The sequence below is a fragment of the Pseudomonas sp. MUP55 genome, assembly GCF_034043515.1.
Lineage (GTDB): Bacteria > Pseudomonadota > Gammaproteobacteria > Pseudomonadales > Pseudomonadaceae > Aquipseudomonas.
In genome coordinates, this window is sequence record NZ_CP138214.1 from 4,457,438 (window position 1) to 4,481,804 (window position 24,367).

General features: G+C 56.3%; 19 protein-coding genes, 6 tRNA genes, 3 rRNA genes and 1 riboswitch. Of the genes, 8 read left to right on the top strand and 20 right to left on the bottom strand.

What is annotated here, in order from left to right:
- Window positions 1–17: 17 nt before the first annotated feature.
- The 5 genes from flgD to SC318_RS20035 form a co-directional block, all read right to left on the bottom strand.
- Window positions 18–737, bottom strand: coding sequence for a flagellar hook assembly protein FlgD (flgD, locus tag SC318_RS20015; RefSeq protein WP_065951071.1), 720 nt, complete (start codon window positions 735–737; stop codon window positions 18–20).
- Between the two features lie 16 nt (window positions 738–753).
- Window positions 754–1,197 (bottom strand): flagellar basal body rod protein FlgC, encoded by a 444-nt coding sequence (gene flgC / locus SC318_RS20020; protein ID WP_024076985.1) that lies wholly within the window; start codon window positions 1,195–1,197, stop codon window positions 754–756.
- 3 nt (window positions 1,198–1,200) lie between these two features.
- Window positions 1,201–1,608, bottom strand: coding sequence for a flagellar basal body rod protein FlgB (flgB, locus tag SC318_RS20025; protein ID WP_057726450.1), 408 nt, complete (start codon window positions 1,606–1,608; stop codon window positions 1,201–1,203).
- A 310-nt stretch (window positions 1,609–1,918) separates the two neighbouring features.
- Complete coding sequence (cheR, locus tag SC318_RS20030) at window positions 1,919–2,746, bottom strand: protein-glutamate O-methyltransferase CheR (protein ID WP_014719581.1); 828 nt, start codon at window positions 2,744–2,746, stop codon at window positions 1,919–1,921.
- 46 nt (window positions 2,747–2,792) lie between these two features.
- On the bottom strand, window positions 2,793–3,725 hold the full coding sequence (locus SC318_RS20035) for a chemotaxis protein CheV (RefSeq protein ID WP_124387831.1): 933 nt from the start codon (window positions 3,723–3,725) through the stop codon (window positions 2,793–2,795).
- A 75-nt stretch (window positions 3,726–3,800) separates the two neighbouring features.
- Here SC318_RS20035 and flgA point away from each other — a divergent pair, with 75 nt between their 5' ends.
- From flgA to SC318_RS20055, 4 genes are all read left to right on the top strand, one after another.
- Window positions 3,801–4,565, top strand: a complete 765-nt coding sequence (gene flgA, locus SC318_RS20040; RefSeq protein WP_320428188.1) for a flagellar basal body P-ring formation chaperone FlgA — start codon at window positions 3,801–3,803, stop codon at window positions 4,563–4,565.
- 141 nt (window positions 4,566–4,706) lie between these two features.
- Complete coding sequence (gene flgM, locus SC318_RS20045; protein ID WP_320428189.1) at window positions 4,707–5,024, top strand: flagellar biosynthesis anti-sigma factor FlgM; 318 nt, start codon at window positions 4,707–4,709, stop codon at window positions 5,022–5,024.
- A gap of 48 nt (window positions 5,025–5,072) precedes the next feature.
- Window positions 5,073–5,543, top strand: coding sequence for a flagellar protein FlgN (locus tag SC318_RS20050; protein WP_320428190.1), 471 nt, complete (start codon window positions 5,073–5,075; stop codon window positions 5,541–5,543).
- 96 nt (window positions 5,544–5,639) lie between these two features.
- On the top strand, window positions 5,640–6,389 hold the full coding sequence (locus tag SC318_RS20055; protein ID WP_320428191.1) for a flagellar brake protein: 750 nt from the start codon (window positions 5,640–5,642) through the stop codon (window positions 6,387–6,389).
- Window positions 6,390–6,450: 61 nt separating this feature from the next.
- Here SC318_RS20055 and SC318_RS20060 read toward each other — a convergent pair whose 3' ends face one another.
- The 7 genes from SC318_RS20060 to SC318_RS20090 form a co-directional block, all read right to left on the bottom strand.
- Complete coding sequence (locus SC318_RS20060) at window positions 6,451–7,830, bottom strand: MFS transporter (protein WP_320428192.1); 1,380 nt, start codon at window positions 7,828–7,830, stop codon at window positions 6,451–6,453.
- A gap of 376 nt (window positions 7,831–8,206) precedes the next feature.
- Window positions 8,207–8,322 (bottom strand): 5S ribosomal RNA (gene rrf, locus SC318_RS20065).
- 155 nt (window positions 8,323–8,477) lie between these two features.
- Window positions 8,478–11,369, bottom strand: a 23S ribosomal RNA gene (locus SC318_RS20070).
- 247 nt (window positions 11,370–11,616) lie between these two features.
- Window positions 11,617–11,692 (bottom strand) — tRNA-Ala (locus SC318_RS20075).
- A 30-nt stretch (window positions 11,693–11,722) separates the two neighbouring features.
- Window positions 11,723–11,799 (bottom strand) — tRNA-Ile (locus tag SC318_RS20080).
- A gap of 81 nt (window positions 11,800–11,880) precedes the next feature.
- Window positions 11,881–13,417, bottom strand: a 16S ribosomal RNA gene (locus tag SC318_RS20085).
- Together the 16S, 23S and 5S rRNA genes with 2 tRNA genes alongside form the textbook arrangement of a ribosomal RNA operon.
- A 528-nt stretch (window positions 13,418–13,945) precedes the next feature.
- Window positions 13,946–14,022: transfer RNA gene (locus SC318_RS20090), tRNA-Arg, on the bottom strand.
- 323 nt (window positions 14,023–14,345) lie between these two features.
- Here SC318_RS20090 and SC318_RS20095 point away from each other — a divergent pair.
- The 3 genes from SC318_RS20095 (at window position 14,346) to SC318_RS20105 (ending at window position 15,480) form a co-directional block, all read left to right on the top strand.
- Window positions 14,346–14,573, top strand: a complete 228-nt coding sequence (locus SC318_RS20095; protein WP_320428193.1) for a hypothetical protein — start codon at window positions 14,346–14,348, stop codon at window positions 14,571–14,573.
- 11 nt (window positions 14,574–14,584) lie between these two features.
- Entirely contained in the window at window positions 14,585–14,764 is a 180-nt protein-coding gene (locus SC318_RS20100) for a PA3371 family protein (RefSeq protein WP_320428194.1), read from the top strand.
- Between the two features lie 389 nt (window positions 14,765–15,153).
- Complete coding sequence (locus SC318_RS20105; protein ID WP_003193592.1) at window positions 15,154–15,480, top strand: Arc family DNA-binding protein; 327 nt, start codon at window positions 15,154–15,156, stop codon at window positions 15,478–15,480.
- 101 nt (window positions 15,481–15,581) lie between these two features.
- Here the strand turns inward: SC318_RS20105 and mgtE are convergent, their stop codons facing one another.
- The 8 genes from mgtE to ltaE form a co-directional block, all read right to left on the bottom strand.
- A complete protein-coding gene (gene mgtE, locus SC318_RS20110) occupies window positions 15,582–17,024 on the bottom strand; it encodes a magnesium transporter (protein WP_065950554.1) in 1,443 nt (480 codons plus the stop codon).
- A 348-nt stretch (window positions 17,025–17,372) separates the two neighbouring features.
- Window positions 17,373–17,449: transfer RNA gene (locus SC318_RS20115), tRNA-Arg, on the bottom strand.
- 72 nt (window positions 17,450–17,521) lie between these two features.
- Window positions 17,522–17,598, bottom strand: a tRNA-Arg gene (locus tag SC318_RS20120).
- Window positions 17,599–17,706: 108 nt separating this feature from the next.
- Window positions 17,707–17,797, bottom strand: a tRNA-Ser gene (locus SC318_RS20125).
- Window positions 17,798–17,859: 62 nt separating this feature from the next.
- Window positions 17,860–18,048 (bottom strand): carbon storage regulator CsrA, encoded by a 189-nt coding sequence (gene csrA, locus SC318_RS20130; protein ID WP_003175645.1) that lies wholly within the window; start codon window positions 18,046–18,048, stop codon window positions 17,860–17,862.
- A gap of 174 nt (window positions 18,049–18,222) precedes the next feature.
- Window positions 18,223–19,464, bottom strand: a complete 1,242-nt coding sequence (locus SC318_RS20135; protein ID WP_056861669.1) for an aspartate kinase — start codon at window positions 19,462–19,464, stop codon at window positions 18,223–18,225.
- A gap of 97 nt (window positions 19,465–19,561) precedes the next feature.
- Window positions 19,562–22,180 carry an alanine--tRNA ligase gene (gene alaS, locus SC318_RS20140; protein WP_320428195.1) on the bottom strand — a complete coding sequence of 873 codons (2,619 nt, stop codon included), beginning with the start codon at window positions 22,178–22,180 and terminating at the stop codon, window positions 19,562–19,564.
- A 146-nt stretch (window positions 22,181–22,326) separates the two neighbouring features.
- A complete protein-coding gene (gene ltaE / locus SC318_RS20145; RefSeq protein WP_320428196.1) occupies window positions 22,327–23,331 on the bottom strand; it encodes a low-specificity L-threonine aldolase in 1,005 nt (334 codons plus the stop codon).
- A 192-nt stretch (window positions 23,332–23,523) separates the two neighbouring features.
- Window positions 23,524–23,693: riboswitch (FMN riboswitch) on the top strand.
- A gap of 97 nt (window positions 23,694–23,790) precedes the next feature.
- On the opposite strand from ltaE, the gene SC318_RS20150 reads away from it, so the two are divergent.
- The gene (locus SC318_RS20150) at window positions 23,791–24,300 is read left to right on the top strand and encodes a 6,7-dimethyl-8-ribityllumazine synthase (protein WP_057723717.1); all 510 of its coding nucleotides are present in this window, start codon (window positions 23,791–23,793) and stop codon (window positions 24,298–24,300) included.
- Window positions 24,301–24,367 lie beyond the last annotated feature (67 nt).

The window sequence follows — 24,367 nt, forward strand, 5'->3', positions numbered from 1 at the left end:
GCCGTATCTAGCCGGCTCTATGTACCGATAGTCTGGATTTGCGACAGCTTGACGCTGCCCATGCCGCCCGCAAGGTTGAGCAGCATTTCGCCGCCGGTCTTGCTCAGCGTTACGCTGGTCACCGTTGCCGGCAGCGAAGTAGCGAGGGCAACCGCGTCGCCCTTGTCGTTTTTGGTGGAGGCCGCGAAGGTGTAAGTGCCCGCTGGGGCGACCTCTCCCTTGTCGTTCTTGCCATCCCAGATAAAGTCCGAAGAACCTGCGCTCTGGGCGCCCATATCAAGGGTGCGCACCACATTGCCGTCTTTGTCGGTGATCTTGATCGAGACGTTGCCCGTCGCCGCCGTCACCGCCACCGAACCGGTCATGCTCTTGCTGGTATCGACCAGCGCCTTGTCGGTCTGAGTGATGATCGAACGCCCCACCAGCGATGAAGCCTGCAGCGCCTGGGAAGAGCTGAAGTTGCTCGAGATGTTATTCACCGAGTCGTTCAGAGTGTTGATGCCTTCCAGGCTGCTGAACTGCGCCAGCTGGGCCACGAACGCACCGTTGTCCTGTGGCGACAGCGGGTTCTGGTTTTTCAGCTGGGTCACCAGCAATTGCAGGAATGCATCCTTGCCCAAGGCCTGGTTGCCGGTGGCGGCTTTGGAAACATTCGCTACATTGTTCGACGCGTCCTTGACCTTGGAGTTGAACAGGTCCTGGACAGCCGTATTGTTGGATGTATCAACGATGGCCATTATTTGGCGCCCCTTATCACTGACCCAGGGTCAGGACCTTCTGCATCATGGTTTTGGCGGTGTTCATCATTTCCGCGTTGGTCTGGAACGAGCGACTGGCGGAAATCATGTCGGCCATTTCCTCGACCACGTTGACGTTGGGGTAGTAGACATAACCCTTTTCGTTCGCAGCCGGATGGTTGGGTTCGTAGCGCGCTTCAAGGTTGCTCTGGTCTTCAACCACACCCAGCACCTGCACGCCCTGGCCAGCGGCATCCTGGTTCTGGAACAGCGAATCACTGCCGCCGCTCTGGCCGCCCTGGAACATGGTGGCAAATACCGGGTGACGGGCACGGTAAGTCTGGTCAATGCTCGAAGACACGGTCTCGGCGTTGGCGATGTTACTGGCGACGGTGTTCAAGCGCGTGGTCTGCGCGCTCATGCCACTGCCGGCAATATTGAAAACACTGGACAGGGACATGGCTTACTCTCCACGCAGGGCTGACATCAGCCCTTTGAATTTGCTGTTGAGCAGGGTAAAGCTGGCCTGGAAGTTCACCGAGTTTTCGGCGTAGTTCGATTGTTCCAGTTGAGCATCGACGGTGTTCTGGTCGATCGACGGCTGCATCGGCGTGCGATACAGCAGCGACTCGTCACCACTGCTCAGGCCTTGCGCTTCGATATGACGGCTGTTGGTCATGTTCAAGGCGAAGGTGCCGTTCTTGGTCTTGTCCTGCTGCGCGGCGAGCACGGCGGAGAAGTCCAGATCCCGAGCCTTGTAGTTCGGGGTGTCGGCGTTGGCAATGTTGTTGGCCAGGACTTCGGCACGCTGGGCGCGAAAGCCCAGGGCTTGTTCGTGGATACCGAGCGCTTTATCGAAGCTGATGCTCATGGCGGAAACCTTTAGGCTGACCTGCTGTTCGTTAACAGGGCTATAGCAAGGTGCATGCCAATCTTTTGGAGCCCCGTATATCAGGGGCTTGCGGGGGAGAAGGCTTGCGGCAATGCCAGAAAAGCGGCAAGCCATTTCCGCCTGGCGCCAGTAAAGCGGCAATCGGGAGTTGCCGCTTTCTTCAACTTTGCCGTAGATACGATTGTGGGAGGGGGCTTGCTCCCGATAGCGGTAGTTCAGTTGATGTTCCTATCACTGATACACTGCTATCGGGGGCAAGCCCCCTCCCACATTTTTGACTGCGTATTGCTTATTTGGCCTGGTAGATGATCCCAGGACTGCACTGCACCATCTGGAAATGATCAGGCAGGCCGTTCAGTGCCTCGGAAGCACCGAGGAACAAATAGCCGCCACGCTTGAGCGTGCCATGGATACGCAACAGGATGTCTTTCTTCACTTCGGCGGAGAAATAAATCAGCACGTTGCGGCAGAACACCATGTCGAACTTGCCCAGGCTGGCGTAGCTGTCGAGCAGGTTGAACGAGCGGAACTCCACGCGGTTCTTGATTGGCGCCTTGATCGCCCAACGCCCTGCCCCTTTGGGGTCAAAGTAGCGTTGCAGCCGCTCCTGGGACAAACCTCGGCCCAGCGCCAGGCTGTCGTACTCACCGGTCTTGCAGTTGGTGAGCATGGTGCCCGACAAGTCCGTCGCCACAATCTGCGCGCCGGCCTTCAACTGACCCATGTTCGTCCGTTCGAACTCGTCGATGGACATCGAGATCGAATACGGTTCCTGACCCGACGAGCACGCGGCCGACCAGATACGCAGGCGCTGGCCCGGGCTGGCCTTGATGGCTTCGGGCAGCACCTTGTTCTTGAGCACCTCAAAAGGATAGGTATCACGAAACCACAGGGTTTCGTTGGTGGTCATGGCATCGACCACCATCTCCTTGAGCCCACTGCGCGGCTGCCCCTGGATCCGCTGGACCAACTCACCCAGGGACTTGATGCCCTGCTGTTCCATCAGCTTGTTGAGGCGGCTGGATACCAGGTATTGCTTGTTTTCACCAAGCAATATGCCACAGGCCTTTTCCAGGAAGACCCGGAACTGTTCGAAATCCAAATTACCCGTAGACAATGATACCGCCTCTTAAATCGTGTGACCGCCAGGAGGGAAAATCCCCCTAGCCGTGATCTGCTGCCTTGATCCGGTCAACTACCCGGGATGCGAGGTCATCAGGCCGGAATTTAGCCAGGAAGTCATCTGCGCCGACCTTCTTGACCATTGCCTGATTGAATACCCCCGACAACGAAGTATGCAGGATGATATGTAATTTTTGCATGCGTGGATCGCTGCGTATCTCAGCCGTGAGGGTGTAGCCATCCATTTCCGGCATCTCGATGTCGGAAATCATCATCAGGAATTCTTCTTCCGGTTTCTTGCCTTCATCCACCAGCTTGCGCAGGTAATCCAAGGCCTGACGTCCGTCATTGAGGGCAACGACATCGACACCGACGGTTTGCAGGCAACGCGTGACCTGCTTGCGAGCGACAGAGGAGTCGTCCACGGTCAACACGCGCAGGGACACCGCCTTGTGCGCCGTCTCGGCATCCACCACGCCGACCGAAATGGTCTCCGAGGTCGGTGCGACTTCGGCGAGGATTTTCTCCACGTCAATGATTTCCACCAGTTGATTGTCCACGCGCGTCACGGCCGTCAGGTAGTGATCGCGCCCGGTGCCCTTGGGTGGCGGGTGGATCTCTTCCCAGTTCATATTGACGATACGTTCCACCGAGCGCACCAGGAACCCCTGGGTCTTGGTGTTGTACTCGGTAATGATCACGAACGGGCTCTGACGGTCCTGCAAACCAGAGGAGCCAGTGGCCATTGCCAAGTCAAGAATCGGAATGGTCGCGCCACGGATATTGGCGACGCCGCACACCACCGGACTGGATTTAGGCATGATCGTCAACTTGGGACACTGCAACACTTCACGCACTTTAAACACGTTGATGCCGTACAGCTGCTTGCCGTCCAGGCGGAAAAGCAACAACTCCAGGCGATTCTGCCCTACCAGCTGTGTGCGCTGGTTTACTGAATCCATTACACCTGCCATGCCCAGACTCCTAAATCCCAGAGGTACGATGCGTACCCAACACTAAACGGCACGAGCTTTGCTATTTGGTTGGCTATGGATATTAAAACGACAGTTTCCCGACGCCCTTGCCGCCCAAAGTACCGCAGACTGCTCTGCGCCGCGATGGCGCTGCTTGTCTGGGGCGTGGGCGTCGCGGCTCGCGCCGACAACGTCACCCTGCCTGATCTCCTTATCGGCGTCACCCAGGGCTTTCTTGAATTCACTGTAGAAGATTATCTGGAGTCCACACAGACACCTGGACGCTATGAGATTCAGGTCAACCAGCTGGACCCGCGCCTGCGCATGCCCATGTGTGACAAGGAATTGACAGCCACCCTGGAAAGCCCGGCCCAGCCCATCGGCCGCGTAACCGTCAAAGTACGCTGCGAAGGCGCGTCTCCCTGGACCGTGTTCGTGCCGGCCCAGGTCAAATTGTTCCGCGACGTTGTTGTGGTAGCGCGACCATTGAAGCGCACCGGCATTATTGGCTATGACGATGTTGCGTTGCGTGAACGGGATATCAGCTTGATCAACCAGGGTTACCTTACCTCCCTGGACCAGGCGATCGGGCAGCGGCTTACCCGACCAATGGTCACCGATCAGGTCATCACGCTGGTTCATCTGGAGCAGGCTGAAGTGATTCGCAAGGGTGACCAGGTGGTGATTTCCGCCAGCAGCGGCGGGCTGAACGTAAAAATGCCGGGGGAAGCGCTGTCCAACGGTGGCATGAGCGAACAGATACGGGTGAAGAACCTCAACTCGAACCGCGTGATCAAGGCGCGGGTGACGGCGCCTGGCCAAGTGGAGGTGGCGCTATAGATGACTGGAATCAGTTGCCCGCTTTTCCTACACTGTGGGTTGGATGCCGAGCCTTGCGAGTTAATTGTCACTCGCGGCTAAAGTTTGTCCGGGTATGGCCGAAAACATGGCAAGCGTCCAAATACCCAGAGGTTTTTTATCATGGTCATTGATTTCAATCGTTTGAACAGCAACCAGCCCCTACCGGGCGCCACGCGCACCAACGGTGCCAAGGAAAGCGTAGAAGCCAAGTCTCAGCCCGTGAAGGCAGAGCAGGCAAGCGCGAGCCCGAGTGGGGAATCGGTACACCTGAGCAATGAGGCTCAACAGTTGCAGAAAGTCACTGACTCGCTGCGCGATCAACCGATCGTCAATAAAGCCCGCGTGGCCGAATTGAAACAGGCAATCGCCGACGGCACTTACACAGTCGACAGCAACCGTGTAGCCAGCAAGCTGCTTAACTTCGAAGCCGAGCGCTAGGCAAAGGCCTTCGCTGGGCTTCTGGACGCTTAACACCCAAGGCCAGCCATGCACCACGACGAACATTTGCTTGAACTGATCATTGATGATCTGGCGCCGACGCAACAATTGCTCGAGCTGCTTAAAGAAGAGTCCCTGGCACTGTATGGCCGGGATATGCCTTTGCTCGAAGAAATACTGGCGCGCAAACAGTCGCTGATTGTGCTGCTCGAACAGCACGGCAAGAAACGCAGCGAGATCCTGACCAGCCTGGGCTTGCCCGCCGATCACGACGGCCTGGCACAGCTGGCGAGCCATTCCTCGGTCGGCGAACAGTTACTGGCGCAAAGCAAAGCGCTCAATCAACTGCTCGCTCAATGCCAGGAAGCCAACCTGCTCAACGGCCAGTCGATCCAGCTTCAGCAAGCCACCACTGCCAACCAGTTACGCATTCTTCATGGCGGCGAGCCTCCGGCGCTCTATAACGCCCAGGGTTCCACTTCGCGCCTGGTCAAGCCAAGCACCCGCAGCCAAGCCTGACGCCGGTTTACAGCGCGACCTATCCAAGGTGCGCTACATACTGGCAAAATGCCGGTTCTTGCGTGTAGTCGTATTTTGCCTGGAGATGGAACAACCGTGTTCAACGCCCCTAATGCGGAAGATGCACCGCAGCCACCGAAGGTCCTCACCACGCCTCTGGAAATCGCCAGCACGCTGCGGATGCTCCAGGACAGCCATGATCCGCTGATCATCACTTTCCACGAACGCAGCCAACGCTTCCAAAGCTATCTTGTGGACATCGATCGGGACAGCAAGACACTGACCCTGGACGAGATGATTCCGCGTGATGGTGAACGTTATCTGGAAAATGGCGAACCCTTCCGCATCGAGGGTTTCCATGATGGGGTACGGGTTGCCTGGGACAGTAACGGCACGCTGAACATCAGCGAAAAAGACGGCCACCGCATCTACACTGGCAGCATGCCCGGCGAAGTGGTCTACCATCAGCGTCGTGATGCGTTCCGCGCTGCATTGAAGCTGGCGCAGTTGGTGAACATTGAACTGGGTGGCGAGAAGCTCAAGGCACCGCTCAGCGGCAAGCTGCTGGACATCTCGGCCACCGGGTGCAAATTGCGCTTTGAAGGGGATATCTCCGAACGCCTGCAGTTGGGCCAGGTGTATGACCGCTTTATCGCCGCGCTGCCGTTCGGCAGCATGACCACCGCTGTGGAGCTGCGCTATCTGCATTTCGAAGACAGGATCAACACAACCTTTGCGGGCGTGCGCTTCCATAACATGAGCGGCCTGGTGCAGCGCCAAGTGGAGCGTTTTGTGTATCAACTGCAGCGCGAAGCTCGACGCTTCGACAAGGATGACGATCTGTAAGCCTTGAAACGCGGATGTAAAAAAAACGGGCAGATCCTGAGGGATCTGCCCGTTTTTTCGTTCAGGGGCGCGCCCTGCTCAGGTCATGGGGATGTTCGTCCGGGTCTATAGGCTCTGAGGGAGCCTGCGCAGCCGGCTCCTGAACCGCTGGTTCAGGCTCAGGATCGGGATCAGGAACCGTGTCCTGCATCTGTTCCTGTACCACCTGTTCATCCACCCGCGGATCCAGTGCAGCCACCAACGGCGAACTGGACATGCTGTCTGGCATTGCTACGTGATGCAGCGGCGCGTCGTCGACCTGATGCAGGTTAGTCACGGCCTTCGGCCGAATACGCCATACCAGGATCAACGCACATAGACTGAAAAATGCGTACAGCATCTGGCTGCCGAACAGCTTCATGACCACGCCCGCCAAGAGCGGCCCGATACTGGCACCCACCCCGTAAGTCACCAGCAACATAGCGGTCAGCGACACCCTGCGGTCACCTTCCACATGGTCGTTGGAAAACGCCACCGCCAGTGGGTAAAGACAAAACTGCACGAGTGAACACAGAAAACCTGCCACGAACAGCACTTCCAAAGGCACGCTGGTCATGATCGCCAAGGGCAACGCCGCCACCGCCAGGCAAAAGGCAAAGCAGCGAATCAGCAGTGCGCGGTCATAGCGGTCCGACAACCAGCCCAACGGCCACTGCACGAGCAGGCCAGCGAAAATACAGGAACCCATGAACAGACCGACCTGCTCGGTCGTCAGCCCCTGCTGGGACGCATAGAGCGGCGCCAAGCCGTAGAACGAGCCGACAATGAGGCCAGCTCCCAGCACCGTGCTGAGAGACTGTGGCACACGCTTGATAAAGAAACGCGGCTCCATCGGCGCAGGGTGTAATGGCGCCGGGTGAATGCGTCGGGTCATGGCTACCGGTACCAGGCACAGGGCAAAGCACAGCGCGACCAGCATCAACAGCTCAAGGCCCAGGTGGGGGTGCATGACCAGTATCAACTGGCCGAGCACCAGGCCGAGGTAGGAGGCGATCATATAGCCGCTGAACACGACCCCCCGCTGCTTGGCATCCGCCTGCTCGTTGAGCCAGCTCTCGATAACCATGTACTGGCACATCATCCCCAGGCCAACGATTATCCGCAGTACGATCCACGCGGGCAGCCAATCGATCAAGCCATGCCCCAACACAGCCGCGCCGACGATCCCGGCGCAGGTAGCGTAAGCACGTATATGCCCGACACGGGCGATCAAACGGTGGCCGATCTTGCCGCCCAGCACCAGACCAAAGTAGTTGGCCGCCATCAGCGCACCGACCCACAGACTGTCGACATGGTCGGCCGCCAGGCGCAAGGCCAGGTAAGTACTGAGCAGGCCGGAGCCGATCAGCATCATCAAGGAGGCGAAATAAAGGGCTCGAAAAGATTTCCAGATCTGGCGCATCGGCGTTCCGAGCGGCTCCTTGCAGTGAGGGGACAGGACTATCGGAATGATAGTCCGCAGTGGTCAGGTCCGGACAGGCGACATGAGCCATTACCGGGATTATTTTGCTTAACAGCTCAGACGCTGCATGCGTGCCTTTGAGGTACATAGAGCCAGAGATAAATATGCAGCGCACCACCTGTGAACCTTGAACATCCGCAAGGTTCGACTGGTGTTTGGAAATCGACCATAAAAGGCCTGAATAGAGCGGTCCACAGGATGCTGAACATGCCTGTAAGCTCTGCATCAGCGTCGGCGAACTCAAGAGCATGGGGATTTTCGACCGCCCAAAACAAAACCCCTGTCTGCGTTAGCAAACAGGGGTTCTGGAATTTAATCTTGACGATGACCTACTCTCACATGGGGAAACCCCACACTACCATCGGCGATGCATCGTTTCACTGCTGAGTTCGGGATGGGATCAGGTGGTTCCAATGCTCTATGGTCGTCAAGAAATTCGGGTACTGAGTCGTGGCCAGTTGGCCTCGCTTCAGCAAATTGGGTATGTAATAGAATTTGGTGTTTTGCAAGCGTCGAACTTTCGGTTCATTTCGTCTTCACACACCGCAATCTGGTCTCTCTCGAGTCGCAAATTGCTTGGGTGTTATATGGTCAAGCCTCACGGGCAATTAGTATTGGTTAGCTCAACGCCTCACAGCGCTTACACACCCAACCTATCAACGTCGTAGTCTTCGACGGCCCTTCAGGGAACTCAAGGTTCCAGTGAGATCTCATCTTGAGGCTAGTTTCCCGCTTAGATGCTTTCAGCGGTTATCTATTCCGAACATAGCTACCCGGCAATGCCACTGGCGTGACAACCGGAACACCAGAGGTTCGTCCACTCCGGTCCTCTCGTACTAGGAGCAGCCCCTCTCAAATCTCAAACGTCCACGGCAGATAGGGACCGAACTGTCTCACGACGTTCTAAACCCAGCTCGCGTACCACTTTAAATGGCGAACAGCCATACCCTTGGGACCGGCTTCAGCCCCAGGATGTGATGAGCCGACATCGAGGTGCCAAACACCGCCGTCGATATGAACTCTTGGGCGGTATCAGCCTGTTATCCCCGGAGTACCTTTTATCCGTTGAGCGATGGCCCTTCCATACAGAACCACCGGATCACTAAGACCTACTTTCGTACCTGCTCGACGTGTCTGTCTCGCAGTCAAGCGCGCTTTTGCCTTTATACTCTACGACCGATTTCCGACCGGTCTGAGCGCACCTTCGTACTCCTCCGTTACTCTTTAGGAGGAGACCGCCCCAGTCAAACTACCCACCATACACTGTCCTCGATCCGGATAACGGACCTGAGTTAGAACCTCAAAGTTGCCAGGGTGGTATTTCAAGGATGGCTCCACGCAGACTGGCGTCCACGCTTCAAAGCCTCCCACCTATCCTACACAAGCAAATTCAAAGTCCAGTGCAAAGCTATAGTAAAGGTTCACGGGGTCTTTCCGTCTAGCCGCGGATACACTGCATCTTCACAGCGATTTCAATTTCACTGAGTCTCGGGTGGAGACAGCGCCGCCATCGTTACGCCATTCGTGCAGGTCGGAACTTACCCGACAAGGAATTTCGCTACCTTAGGACCGTTATAGTTACGGCCGCCGTTTACCGGGGCTTCGATCAAGAGCTTCGCGTTAGCTAACCCCATCAATTAACCTTCCGGCACCGGGCAGGCGTCACACCCTATACGTCCACTTTCGTGTTTGCAGAGTGCTGTGTTTTTAATAAACAGTCGCAGCGGCCTGGTATCTTCGACCGGCATGAGCTTACGGAGCAAGTCCTTCACCCTCACCGGCGCACCTTCTCCCGAAGTTACGGTGCCATTTTGCCTAGTTCCTTCACCCGAGTTCTCTCAAGCGCCTTGGTATTCTCTACCCAACCACCTGTGTCGGTTTGGGGTACGGTTCCTGGTTACCTGAAGCTTAGAAGCTTTTCTTGGAAGCATGGCATCAACCACTTCGTCGTCTAAAAGACGACTCGTCATCAGCTCTCGGCCTTAGAATCCCGGATTTACCTAAGATTCCAGCCTACCACCTTAAACTTGGACAACCAACGCCAAGCTGGCCTAGCCTTCTCCGTCCCTCCATCGCAATAACCAGAAGTACAGGAATATTAACCTGTTTTCCATCGACTACGCTTTTCAGCCTCGCCTTAGGGACCGACTAACCCTGCGTCGATTAACGTTGCGCAGGAAACCTTGGTCTTTCGGCGTGGGTGTTTTTCACACCCATTGTCGTTACTCATGTCAGCATTCGCACTTCTGATACCTCCAGCAAGCTTCTCAACTCACCTTCACAGGCTTACAGAACGCTCCTCTACCGCATCACTTACGTGATACCCGTAGCTTCGGTGTATGGTTTGAGCCCCGTTACATCTTCCGCGCAGGCCGACTCGACTAGTGAGCTATTACGCTTTCTTTAAAGGGTGGCTGCTTCTAAGCCAACCTCCTAGCTGTCTAAGCCTTCCCACATCGTTTCCCACTTAACCATAACTTTGGGACCTTAGCTGACGGTCTGGGTTGTTTCCCTTTTCACGACGGACGTTAGCACCCGCCGTGTGTCTCCCATGCTCGGCACTTGTAGGTATTCGGAGTTTGCATCGGTTTGGTAAGTCGGGATGACCCCCTAGCCGAAACAGTGCTCTACCCCCTACAGTGATACATGAGGCGCTACCTAAATAGCTTTCGAGGAGAACCAGCTATCTCCGAGCTTGATTAGCCTTTCACTCCGATCCACAGGTCATCCGCTAACTTTTCAACGGTAGTCGGTTCGGTCCTCCAGTTAGTGTTACCCAACCTTCAACCTGCCCATGGATAGATCGCCCGGTTTCGGGTCTATTCCCAGCGACTAGACGCCCTATTAAGACTCGCTTTCGCTACGCCTCCCCTATTCGGTTAAGCTCGCCACTGAAAATAAGTCGCTGACCCATTATACAAAAGGTACGCAGTCACCCAACAAAGTGGGCTCCCACTGCTTGTACGCATACGGTTTCAGGATCTATTTCACTCCCCTCTCCGGGGTTCTTTTCGCCTTTCCCTCACGGTACTAGTTCACTATCGGTCAGTCAGTAGTATTTAGCCTTGGAGGATGGTCCCCCCATATTCAGACAAAGTTTCTCGTGCTCCGTCCTACTCGATTTCATGACTAAGAGATTTTCGCGTACAGGGCTATCACCCACTATGGCCGCACTTTCCAGAGCGTTCCGCTAATCTCAAAGCCACTTAAGGGCTAGTCCCCGTTCGCTCGCCACTACTAAGGGAATCTCGGTTGATTTCTTTTCCTCAGGGTACTTAGATGTTTCAGTTCCCCTGGTTCGCTCCATACACCTATGTATTCAGTGTAAGGTAACCATCTTATGATGGCTGGGTTCCCCCATTCAGACATCTCCGGATCAAAGTCTGTTTGCCGACTCCCCGAAGCTTTTCGCAGGCTACCACGTCTTTCATCGCCTCTGACTGCCAAGGCATCCACCGTATGCGCTTCTTCACTTGACCATATAACCCCAAGCAATCTGGTTATACTGTGAAGACAACATTCGCCGAAAATTCGAATTTCTCGATTAAGAGAACTCACAAATTTTACCTTAGCCTGATCCGTTACCAGTGAAAGTAACGTTCAGTCTATCTTTCTATCACATACCCAAATTTTTAAAGAACGAACTAGTCAAAGACTAGAAATCAACATTCACCATCACAGCGATGGAATGCTCATTTCTAAGCTTTATACCGACAGAAGCAGTAGTGGTGGAGCCAAACGGGATCGAACCGTTGACCTCCTGCGTGCAAGGCAGGCGCTCTCCCAGCTGAGCTATGGCCCCGTATTTCTACAGGCGTTTCCCACACAAAATTGGTGGGTCTGGGCAGATTCGAACTGCCGACCTCACCCTTATCAGGGGTGCGCTCTAACCAACTGAGCTACAGACCCAATTTCGGGCTGCTTCTTTCGTCTTCTTCAATGAATCAAGCAATTCGTGTGGGAACTTATGGAGCAGCTGATGTCGTCGATTAAGGAGGTGATCCAGCCGCAGGTTCCCCTACGGCTACCTTGTTACGACTTCACCCCAGTCATGAAACACACCGTGGTAACCGTCCTCCCGAAGGTTAGACTAGCTACTTCTGGTGCAACCCACTCCCATGGTGTGACGGGCGGTGTGTACAAGGCCCGGGAACGTATTCACCGCGACATTCTGATTCGCGATTACTAGCGATTCCGACTTCACGCAGTCGAGTTGCAGACTGCGATCCGGACTACGATCGGTTTTGTGGGATTAGCTCCACCTCGCGGCTTGGCAACCCTCTGTACCGACCATTGTAGCACGTGTGTAGCCCAGGCCGTAAGGGCCATGATGACTTGACGTCATCCCCACCTTCCTCCGGTTTGTCACCGGCAGTCTCCTTAGAGTGCCCACCATAACGTGCTGGTAACTAAGGACAAGGGTTGCGCTCGTTACGGGACTTAACCCAACATCTCACGACACGAGCTGACGACAGCCATGCAGCACCTGTCTCAATGTTCCCGAAGGCACCAATCCATCTCTGGAAAGTTCATTGGATGTCAAGGCCTGGTAAGGTTCTTCGCGTTGCTTCGAATTAAACCACATGCTCCACCGCTTGTGCGGGCCCCCGTCAATTCATTTGAGTTTTAACCTTGCGGCCGTACTCCCCAGGCGGTCAACTTAATGCGTTAGCTGCGCCACTAAGAGCTCAAGGCTCCCAACGGCTAGTTGACATCGTTTACGGCGTGGACTACCAGGGTATCTAATCCTGTTTGCTCCCCACGCTTTCGCACCTCAGTGTCAGTATCAGTCCAGGTGGTCGCCTTCGCCACTGGTGTTCCTTCCTATATCTACGCATTTCACCGCTACACAGGAAATTCCACCACCCTCTACCATACTCTAGTCAGTCAGTTTTGAATGCAGTTCCCAGGTTGAGCCCGGGGATTTCACATCCAACTTAACAAACCACCTACGCGCGCTTTACGCCCAGTAATTCCGATTAACGCTTGCACCCTCTGTATTACCGCGGCTGCTGGCACAGAGTTAGCCGGTGCTTATTCTGTCGGTAACGTCAAAACAATCACGTATTAGGTAACTGCCCTTCCTCCCAACTTAAAGTGCTTTACAATCCGAAGACCTTCTTCACACACGCGGCATGGCTGGATCAGGCTTTCGCCCATTGTCCAATATTCCCCACTGCTGCCTCCCGTAGGAGTCTGGACCGTGTCTCAGTTCCAGTGTGACTGATCATCCTCTCAGACCAGTTACGGATCGTCGCCTTGGTGAGCCATTACCCCACCAACTAGCTAATCCGACCTAGGCTCATCTGATAGCGCAAGGCCCGAAGGTCCCCTGCTTTCTCCCGTAGGACGTATGCGGTATTAGCGTCCGTTTCCGAACGTTATCCCCCACTACCAGGCAGATTCCTAGGCATTACTCACCCGTCCGCCGCTCTCAAGAGAAGCAAGCTTCTCTCTACCGCTCGACTTGCATGTGTTAGGCCTGCCGCCAGCGTTCAATCTGAGCCATGATCAAACTCTTCAGTTCAAACATCTTTGGGTTTTTAAGAAACCCTAAACTTGGCTCAGCAATCGTTGGCTACATCTTTGATTTCTCGCGGAGTAACTTGTGATGCTGATAATCTTGTTGACTATCAGTCTGACTCCACAAGCACCCACACGAATTGCTTGATTCAGTTGTTAAAGAGCGGTTGGTTAAGATCTTTCGTCTCAACCGAGGCGCGCATTCTACAGCAGCCTCATTTGCTGTCAAGCGGTTATTTTCAGAAGTTTTCGAAGATTTCTTCAACAACTTCAACCTCTTGCGCTTGCGCTTGCGATCTCTCGTAAGCGGGAGGCGAATTCTACAGCTTTCAACTGGAGCGTCAAGCCCCTAAATCAAAAACTTTAAAATTCCCTTCAGCCTCGCTGGCTTTCTATATAGATAGGAGAAACAGCGACCCGACTGCCCACAAACTGATGAACGAATTCCCTTCTGTTAGGGAACCATCGGCAGGCAAAGGAAGCGAAGGTTTTTGATATCGGCGAACGCCAACAACGCATACAGCTGATGAAATGGTGTCCCAGGGCCGGTTCGAACGGCCAACCTTCCCCTTAGGAGGGGGATGCTCTATCCAATTGAGCTACTGGGACGAGTCGCAATCGACAAGCCAGGGGCTTAACGACGGACGGCGTGCATGTTAACGGCCAAGGTCGTCTTTGTCATGTCATCCCTTGGCTTTTTGATCGTAGGCCAATCCTTGTAAGCACCGAGTGCACTTGGCCCATTAAACGCGAACGCCTCCTGTCGCCGTGCAAATTGCACTACCCCAAACTGCCATCATTGCAAATTGCACTGAAGACTACCCTTTTAAATCACATAACCTATTGAATATATTGACTTAATCAGTTGGCACGCCACCTGCAACACTTCTCTCATAAAACCAACCTGGCCAAGGCATACGGAGAAGACGACCATGAACAGCGCCCTACTACTCGGCCTCAACGCAGTGGCACTGGCCGCACTGGCAACTTTTCATTTCGCACCGACGAATTCACCGGACAACGCCGAGATAGCTCAAGCCGTGCCCCACCATCTGCAGCAGCGCCCGCAGCTGGCCGTGATGACAGGCAACCCTAAATCTCCCATCCGTCTAACCCAAGGCACCCAAGCCACCCAAACCTCCGAACATTGGGTTTTCTGAGAGCGCTATTCATGTCCAAACCTGCATGGGTTTTTCTATGCCTGACGATCGCGACCACCCTGATGGGCCTGGGTAGCGACGCGCAAGATGGCCAACCAGTGGCGTTCATCGCCAGCGCCGTATTCGGATGCCTGCTGATTCTGACGCTCGCTGTGGGTAGGCGGATAAAATTTGATCCAGTGTTGCGCTAAGCTCACTCCCCCTCCCCCCTACCTTACGTCGCCTCGCGCTAGTAAATCAGCAAACTGCCACTACCCTTGTACGTGAGGGCAAAAGGCCATGTTGCTCAGGGCGTGCGCTCTTCAACCCGACTTTGGGATAAGGCTCGTGTGAGGATCAGGAATGTCCGATCCCACGCAAAAACTTTTCCAACCAGTCCGCAAAAATGCAAATCAGTGCTGGCATAAAGCCTTTAGGCGGTTCAATATTTGTCACAGAATTGACGCCAAGGAAATGTCAAATCTGAGGCATGATGCGGCCTCTTTGCAATTCGGGTTGAACTTTGGTCGTGAGTCTTGTCTTAACACTCATCTTGCGGCCAATTCCAAAAACCGCTCCCCTGAACTAACCGGTTAAATATATGCGCCCATTGAAACAGGCAATTTATTCCAGCCGTACGGCTGACAAGTTCGTCGTACGTCTGCCAGACGGAATGCGTGAACGCATTGCCGAGGTGGCTCGCAATCATCATCGCAGCATGAACTCCGAAATCATCGCCCGCCTGGAACAGAGCCTTATTCAGGAAGGAGCCTTGGGTGAAGAGCTAAGCATGCGCCTGGATAGCCCAGAGCTGTCACTCCACGAACGCGAACTGCTGCAGCGTTTTCGGCAGCTTTCCCACCGCCAGCAAAATGCTCTCGTCTCGCTGATCGCGCACGACGTGGAGGCGGCCGCAGAAGCCAATTGACTTGTACGTGAAAGCCGAAGCCAGCCATGTGCTGGCTTTTTTTTGCGCGGGATTTGAGCAAGCAAGCAGAGCGAGGGCAGAGCTGCCCCCGCAGGAAGGGGTCAAAGCAGGAAGATTGTAGCCAAGCCCAGGAAGATGAAGAAGCCACCACTGTCAGTCATGGCCGTAATCATCACGCTGGCACCCATGGCAGGGTCGCGCCCCAGACGCGCCAGGGTCATGGGGATCAAAACCCCCATCAAGGCGGCCAGAAGCAAATTCAGAGTCATGGCGGCAGTCATCACCACACCCAGCGACCAACTGCCATATAGCAGGTAAGCCACCACCCCTATTACGCCGCCCCACACCAGGCCATTGATGAGGCCCACGGCTAATTCCTTGCGCAACAGACGTGAAGAGTTGGCAGTACTGACCTGGTCCAGCGCCATGGCACGCACAATCATCGTGATGGTCTGGTTACCGGAATTACCGCCGATACCCGCCACAATCGGCATCAACGCCGCCAAGGCCACCAACTTTTCGATGGAGCCCTCGAACAGCCCGATCACCCGGGACGCAATAAACGCGGTAATCAGGTTGACGGCCAGCCAAGCCCAGCGGTTATGCAGCGAACGCCAGACTGACGCGAAAATATCTTCCTCTTCACGCAAACCGGCCATGTTGAGGACTTCGGTTTCGCTCTCTTCGCGGATCAGGTCGACGATTTCATCAATGGTCAAACGACCGATCAGCTTGCCGTTCTTGTCGACCACCGGGGCCGAGATCAAGTCGTAACGCTCAAAAGCCTGGGCCGCGTCGTAAGCGTCCTCATCCGGGTGAAAGCTCACGGTATCGCTGGCCATCAGGTCAGCAACCTTCTTTTCCGGATCATTGACCAGCAGGCGCTTGATGGGCAATACGCCCTTGAGGATGCCTTCGTAGTCGACGACGAACAGTTTATCGGTGTGGCCCGGCAACTCCTTGAGACGGCGCAGGTAGCGCAGCACCACCTCCAGGCTGACGTCTTCACGGATGGTGACCATCTCGAAGTCCATCAGCGCGCCGACCTGATCTTCATCGTAAGACAGCGCTGAACGCACACGCTCACGCTGCTGAGTGTCCAACGCCTCCATCAGCTCATGAACGACATCGCGTGGTAACTCGGGAGCCAAGTCAGCCAGCTCGTCCGCATCCATCTCCTTGGCCGCAGCCAGGAGTTCATGATCGTCCATGTCGGCGATCAGGGTTTCACGGACCGAATCAGATACTTCGAGGAGAATGTCGCCGTCGCGATCAGCTTTGACCAACTGCCAGAGCGTCAGTCGATCATCCAGCGGCAAGGCTTCGAGAATATAAGCAACGTCGGCGGAGTGCAGGTCATCGAGCTTACGCTGCAACTCGACGAGGTTTTGCCGGTGAACCAGGTTTTCGACGCGGTCGTGGTGCGGACCTTCCTGGCGGTGCGTGAGATCTTCGACCACACGCTGGCGCTGCAGTAGCTCGATAACTTGAGCCAAACGATCCTGCAGGCTTTCTTGTGTTTTCTTTACTTCTACTTCGGTCATAGGCGAACTCCACTCCCAGCAGCGGAGCGCGCCGGAAGAATCAATCAGTCAATTCATGATTGGTAAAGCGGGGTACTGAGTAACTACTGGGTAAGTCCATGGAGGCATTCCACAAGCCCCGGCGGGGCTGACCGGCGCATGATACACCGCTCGACCGCTTTTAACGTCAAAAAACTGGAAAGAACAAGCGCTTGCAAGCCAAAGCTGAGTATTGGCTGCATCTATGGACTGCGACGACGCAGCCGGAAGGTAAAACACATGGGAAATGGAAAAAGGCGTACGCCAGGAAAAAACCTACACAAACCCCAGACGGCAAAAAGCCCGCACTAGGCGGGCTTTTTGTTTGTATGGTGCACTCGACAGGATTCGAACCTGTGACCGCTCGGTTCGTAGCCGAGTACTCTATCCAGCTGAGCTACGAGTGCAGATTGTGTTTTTAGACCAGGTCACAACTGGTTGAAGCCGAGACACCTGCATTGCTGCAACTGAATCTTAAATGGTGCACTCGACAGGATTCGAACCTGTGACCGCTCGGTTCGTAGCCGAGTACTCTATCCAGCTGAGCTACGAGTGCATTTGTTGCCGCGCATTATAGGCCGTTCAATCTCTATGTAAAGCTATTTTTTCGAGTATTTTCAACAACTTACCGAAAAAACCAGATTGCAACGTACTAAGCAAATAATGGCGGAGAACGGGGGATTCGAACCCCCGACACCCTTTTGAGGTGTACTCCCTTAGCAGGGGAGCGCCTTCGGCCACTCGGCCAGCTCTCCGCAACACGGGGCGTATATTAACCACGTTCTTCCCCGTTTGCAAACATAAAAAACGATAAAAATTAAAGGCTTGGTTCTTCGTCCTTCTCTTTCTTGATCCGCAGGTAGATTTCCTCGCGATGGACCGCTACCTCTTTCGGAGCGTTAACCCCGATACGCACTTGATTGCCTTTGACGCCAAGCACCGTCACGGTGATTTCGCCATCACCGATAATCAGGCTTTCTGCGCAACGACGAGTCAGAATCAACATACCTTTCACCTCACGCAATTCAGTTCAGGAACAACAGTCTGCAAAAAAAAGGCATTCGACCTACAACCAGAAGGCCATAGCCCTACCGCCTAAGTATTGTCGAGCCCACGCAAAAGAACATGCACCCAACAAAAAAATGAAAGGCGCGGTAAGCCGCGCCTTCCTGGCATCGCCTCACTCGCCCTGTCGGGCCGGAGCGTCCAGCTCAAAGGCGGTATGCAGCGCACGCACAGCCAGTTCCAGGTACTTCTCTTCAATCACCACCGAGACTTTGATTTCCGATGTGGAGATCATCTGGATGTTGATGCTTTCCTTGGCCAGGGCCTCGAACATGCGGCTGGCAACGCCGGCATGGGAGCGCATGCCCACACCCACGATCGACACCTTGGCAATCTTGGTATCACCCACCACTTCACGGGCGCCGATCTCGCTCGCCGTGTTCTGCAGGATACGCTCGGCCGCATCGTACTCGTTGCGGTGCACAGTGAAGGTGAAATCGGTGGTGTTATCGTGCGAAACGTTCTGCACGATCATGTCGACTTCGATGTTCGCGCCGCTGATAGGGCCGAGGATCTTGAACGCCACACCCGGGGTGTCTGGCACGCCACGGATCGTCAGCTTGGCTTCATCGCGATTGAAAGCGATGCCGGAAATGATCGGCTGTTCCATGGATTCCTCTTCATCAATAGTAATGAGGGTGCCCGGACCCTCTTTGAAGCTGTGCAATACGCGCAGCGGAACGTTGTACTTGCCGGCGAACTCCACCGCACGGATCTGCAGCACCTTGGAACCGAGGCTGGCCATTTCCAGCATCTCTTCAAAGGTGATCTTGTCCAGGCGCTGGGCCACGGACACGACGCGCGGGTCGGTGGTGTAGACGCCATCCACATCGGTATAGATCTGGCATTCGTCAGCCTTGAGCGCCGCTGCCAGCGCCACGCCAGTGGTGTCCGAACCGCCACGACCGAGGGTGGTGATGTTGCCCTGCTCGTCCACACCCTGGAAACCGGCTACCACTACCACGCGACCAGCCTTCAGATCAGTACGAATCTTCTGATCGTCAATCTGCAGGATGCGCGCTTTGGTATGTGCGCTGTCGGTAAGGATGCGCACCTGACTGCCAGTGTAGGACACCGCCGGCACACCACGCTTGTTCAGAGCCATGGCCAGCAGCGCAATCGTCACCTGCTCACCGGTGGACACAATCACATCCAGCTCACGCGGCAGCGGTTGTTGATCACCGCTGATGGCCTTGGCCAGGTCGATCAGGCGATTGGTCTCGCCGCTCATGGCCGATAGCACCACCACCAGGTCGTCGCCGGCATCACGGAACTTCTTAACCTTGTCGGCGACCTGCTCGATTCTTTCGACAGAACCGACCGAGGTGCCTCCGAATTTCTGTACGATCAAAGCCATTTCTAAGCCGCCTCAGCCCGTAAAGGGGCGCCCAATAAACGAATCTTCCAGCAACCGAGCGAGCCCACGACTAGACCATGGGCTCATTAACAGCGCCTTAAATACCTGCCTCGACAAACGGCACGGTCAAGGCCAGGGCCGCGTCCAGGGCGCCGGCGTCAACACCACCGCCTTGCGCCATGTCCGGACGACCACCGCCCTTGCCGCCCACTGCCGCAGCGGCTTGCTTCATCAAATCACCGGCTTTGAGTTGGCCAGTCAGGTCCTTGGTTACACCCGCAACCAGAACGACCTTATCCTCATGGACACTGCCGAGCAGGATCACTGCGCGGCCGAGCTTGTTCTTCAACTGATCGACCAAGGCCAGCAACGCCTTGCCGTCCTGACCGTCCAGGCGCGCCGCCAGGACTTTTACGTCCTTGACGTCAACCGCCGAGGCCGACAGGTCGTCGCCGGCCGCACTGGCTGCCTTGGCTTGCAACTGCTCCAGCTGTTTCTCCAGCGCGCGATTGCGCTCGAGGACGGCGGACAGCTTGTCGATCAGATTGTCACGGCTGCCCTTGACCAGGCCGGCCGCTTCCTTGAGTTGTTCTTCGGCTGCGTTGAGGTAGGCCAGCGCCGCAGCACCGGTCACCGCCTCGATACGACGCACGCCCGAGGCCACGCCGCCTTCGCTGATGATTTTCAACAGGCCGATGTCGCCGGTACGGTTGGCGTGGATACCCCCACACAGTTCCACCGAGAAACTGCCGCCCATGCTCAGTACGCGCACCTGGTCACCGTACTTCTCGCCAAACAGCGCCATGGCGCCCTTGTTCCGGGCGGTTTCGATATCCGTTTCCTCGGTTTCGACCGGGGTGTTCTTGCGGATTTCAGCGTTGACGATGTCTTCCAGCGCCTTGATCTGCTCAGGCTTGATCGCTTCAAAATGGCTGAAGTCGAAACGCAGGCGCTGGCTGTCAACCAGCGAGCCCTTCTGCTGGACGTGCTCGCCCAGTACCTGACGCAAGGCAGCGTGCAGCAAGTGAGTGGCCGAATGGTTCAGCGCGGTTGCATGCCGTACATCGGCATCAACTTGAGTGTCGACTGGCGCACCGACGACCAGGTTACCCAGCACCAACACACCGTGGTGCAGGAAAGCACCACCGGTCTTGGTGGTATCGCGCACGTCGAAACGGCCGGACGTCGAACTGAGGAAGCCACAGTCACCGATCTGGCCACCGGACTCAGCGTAGAACGGCGTCTGGTCCAGGACCACCACCGCTTCATCGCCCTCGTTCAGCACATCGACGGACTTGCCGTCTTTGTAAATGGCCACGATCCTGGCCGAGCCGGCGGTAGCCTTGTAGCCGATGAACTCGGTGGGCACATCGACCTTGACCAGGGTGTTGTAGTCCAGGCCGAACGAACTGGCGGAACGCGCACGCACGCGCTGGGCCTCCATCTCGCGCTCGAAACCGGCTTCATCGATGGTCAGCTCGCGCTCACGGGCGATGTCGGCGGTCAGGTCCATCGGGAAACCGTAGGTGTCGTAGAGCTTGAACACCACATCGCCCGGCACCACGGTACCTTTGAGTTCGGCCAGGTCCTGCTCGAGAATTTTCAGGCCGTGCTCCAGGGTTTTGGAAAATTGCTCTTCCTCGGCCTTGAGTACGCGCTCGATATTGGCTTGTTGCTGCTTCAGTTCCGGGAAGGCATCGCCCATCTCGGCAACCAGCGCCGCCACGATCTTGTAGAAAAAGCTGCCGGTAGCGCCCAGCTTGTTGCCGTGACGGCAGGCGCGACGGATGATGCGGCGCAGCACATAGCCACGGCCTTCGTTGGACGGCAGCACACCATCGGCAATCAGGAAACCGCAGGAACGGATGTGGTCCGATACGACCTTGAGCGAAGACTGGCCTTCATTGGCGCAACCAATGGCCGCCGCCGATGCACTCAGCAGGTTGGTGAACAGATCGATCTCATAGTTGGAATGCACGTGCTGCATGACCGCACTGATGCGCTCAAGGCCCATGCCGGTGTCCACCGACGGCGCTGGCAACGGGTGCAACACACCATCAGCGGTGCGGTTGAACTGCATGAACACGTTGTTCCAGATTTCGATGTAGCGGTCGCCGTCTTCATCCGGCGAACCCGGCGGGCCACCCCAGATGTCGGCGCCGTGATCGTAGAAAATCTCGGTGCAGGGGCCGCACGGGCCGGTATCGCCCATGGTCCAGAAGTTATCGGAGGCGTACGGCGCACCTTTGTTGTCGCCGATGCGAATCATGCGCTCGGCGGGCACGCCGATTTGCTGGGTCCAGATGTCATACGCTTCGTCGTCCGTCGCGTAGACGGTGACCCAGAGCTTTTCTTTGGGCAGCTTCAGCACGCCGGTCAGGAAGGTCCAGGCGAAGGTGATCGCATCTTTCTTGAAATAATCGCCAAAGCTGAAGTTACCCAGCATTTCGAAGAAGGTGTGGTGACGTGCGGTGTAACCCACGTTTTCCAGGTCGCTGTTCTTGCCACCGGCGCGTACGCACTTCTGACTGCTGGTCGCGCGGGTGTAGGCGCGCTTTTCCTGGCCCAGGAAACAGTCCTTGAACTGGTTCATCCCCGCGTTAGTGAACAGCAGGGTGGGGTCGTTGCCTGGGATCAAGGAGCTTGAGGCTACACGAGTGTGGCCTTGCTCTTCGAAGAAGCGAAGGAAGGCTTCACGGATTTCTGCGCTTTTCATTAGGTTCTTCCACGGAGGCTGCGGCCAAAGGCCAGTGCGCAACATCATCAGACGAAGCGACGGCAAAGGGCCGCATTATATCGGCCCTTTGCCGGTGGTACAGCGTGTTTATGTGATAGAAACAGTCAATTAGACGGTCTGCGCTGTCATTTCTGCGAAAAGGCGACGAATGCCTGCACGACTTGCTCAATCTGCGCCCGGCTCACATCCAAGTGCGTGACCATGCGCAGGCGTGGCGCGGCACTCAACTTGATCCCACGCTCAGCGGCAAACGCCTTCAGCGCCTGCGCCTGGTCCCCGACCTGCACATACACCATGTTGGTCTGCACCGGCTCCACCGTATAACCCGCCTCGCGCAACTGGGCCCCCAGTTGCTGGGCGTTGGCGTGGTCGTCGGCCAGACGCTGCACCTGGTGATCCAGCGCATACAGGCCCGCCGCCGCCAGCGAGCCGGCTTGGCGCATGCCACCGCCGACCATCTTGCGCAGGCGTCGGGCCTTGGCGATCAATGCCGTGGAACCGCACAGCACCGATCCGACCGGCGCACCGAGGCCCTTGGACAGGCACACCGACACCGAGTCGAAATGCCGGGCAATCTCGCGCGCATCCACCCCAAGCTTGACCGCTGCGTTGTACAGCCGCGCGCCATCCAGGTGCAGCGCCAGGCCGTGCTCACGGGTAAACGCCCGCGCCTTGGCCAGATACGCCAATGGCAGCACCTTGCCTTGCATGGTGTTTTCCAGCGCCAGCAAGCGCGTGCGGGCGAAGTGGAAGTCGTCGGGCTTGATCGCCGCCAGCACCTGGTCAAGGTCCAGGGACCCGTCGGGTTGCACTTCCAGCGGCTGCGGCTGGATCGAACCCAGCACGGCCGCCCCGCCTCCTTCGTATTTATAGGTATGGGCCTGTTGCCCGACGATGTATTCCTCGCCGCGCTCACAGTGGGCCATCAGCGCCAGCAGATTGCTCATGGTGCCGGTGGGCACGAACAGCGCGGCCGCAAAGCCCAGGCGCGCAGCGAGTTCGGCCTCCAGTTTGTTGACGCTGGGGTCTTCGCCGTAGACGTCATCACCACTGACGGCGCTGGCCATCGCGTCACGCATGCCGGGGGTGGGTTGGGTCACGGTGTCGCTGCGCAGGTCGATCACAGACATGGAACAGGCCTCTAAGGGTGTAATGTCGGTTGGTTTTATGAACGATTACTGCGGGCAACGCTACGTAATATCAAGCCCCACGTCACTTCAATCGAATACCTACCAAACAAACCGATATAGCTTATCGATACGGCAACCGTGCAGTTTTTGAAAAAGCATGATAAAAACTCTGCGCCGCCAGGGTTCTGGCGGCAACGTTCTCAGGGCGGGGTGTAATTCCCCACCGGCGGTAATTGCGCGCAATGTGCATAGCCCGCGAGCGCTTGGCGCCTCGAACTGCTCAGGCAGGACGGCGACAAGGTCAGCAGACCCGGTGTGATCCCGGGGCCGACGGTCATAGTCCGGATGAAGAGAGAACGGGATTGGCACCTAAGGGCCGCGCGCCTGCTTGCGCCTGCGTACCCTTAAATCCCATTCGATTCATAACGCCCTGTTTTTTTCTTAAACAGGAGTCAGAACATGCAACCCACCGCAATCGACAGCAAAAGCAAAAACCACCACGGCGAGCGCGTCGCGTTTATCCAGGCCTGCTGGCACAAGGATATTGTCGACCAGTCGCGCAAAGGCTTCCTTGCCGAAATGATCGCCCAGGGCTACCAGGAATCGGATATCGATTTCTTCGAAGTCGGCGGCGCCTTTGAAATGCCCCTGCACGCCAAGCTGCTGGCCAAGACCGGCCGTTACGCCGGTATCGTCGCCGCTGCGCTGGTGGTGGACGGCGGAATCTACCGCCACGAATTCGTCGCGCAATCGGTGGTCAGCGGCCTGATGCAGGTGCAGCTGGAAACCGAAGTGCCGGTATTCTCGGTGTCCCTGACCCCGCACCACTTCCACGGCGGCAGCGAACACACCACCTTCTTCTACGAGCACTTCGTGCACAAAGGTCAGGAAGCGGCACGCACTTGCGCCGACACGCTGCACAAAGTCCGCGCGATCCGCCGCAGCGAGCCGCGTGCCGTAGCGGTCTAAGCAGCGCTTAACACCCATGTGGGAGGGGGCTTGCTCCCGATAGCAGTGGGTCAGCTACAGATGAGCT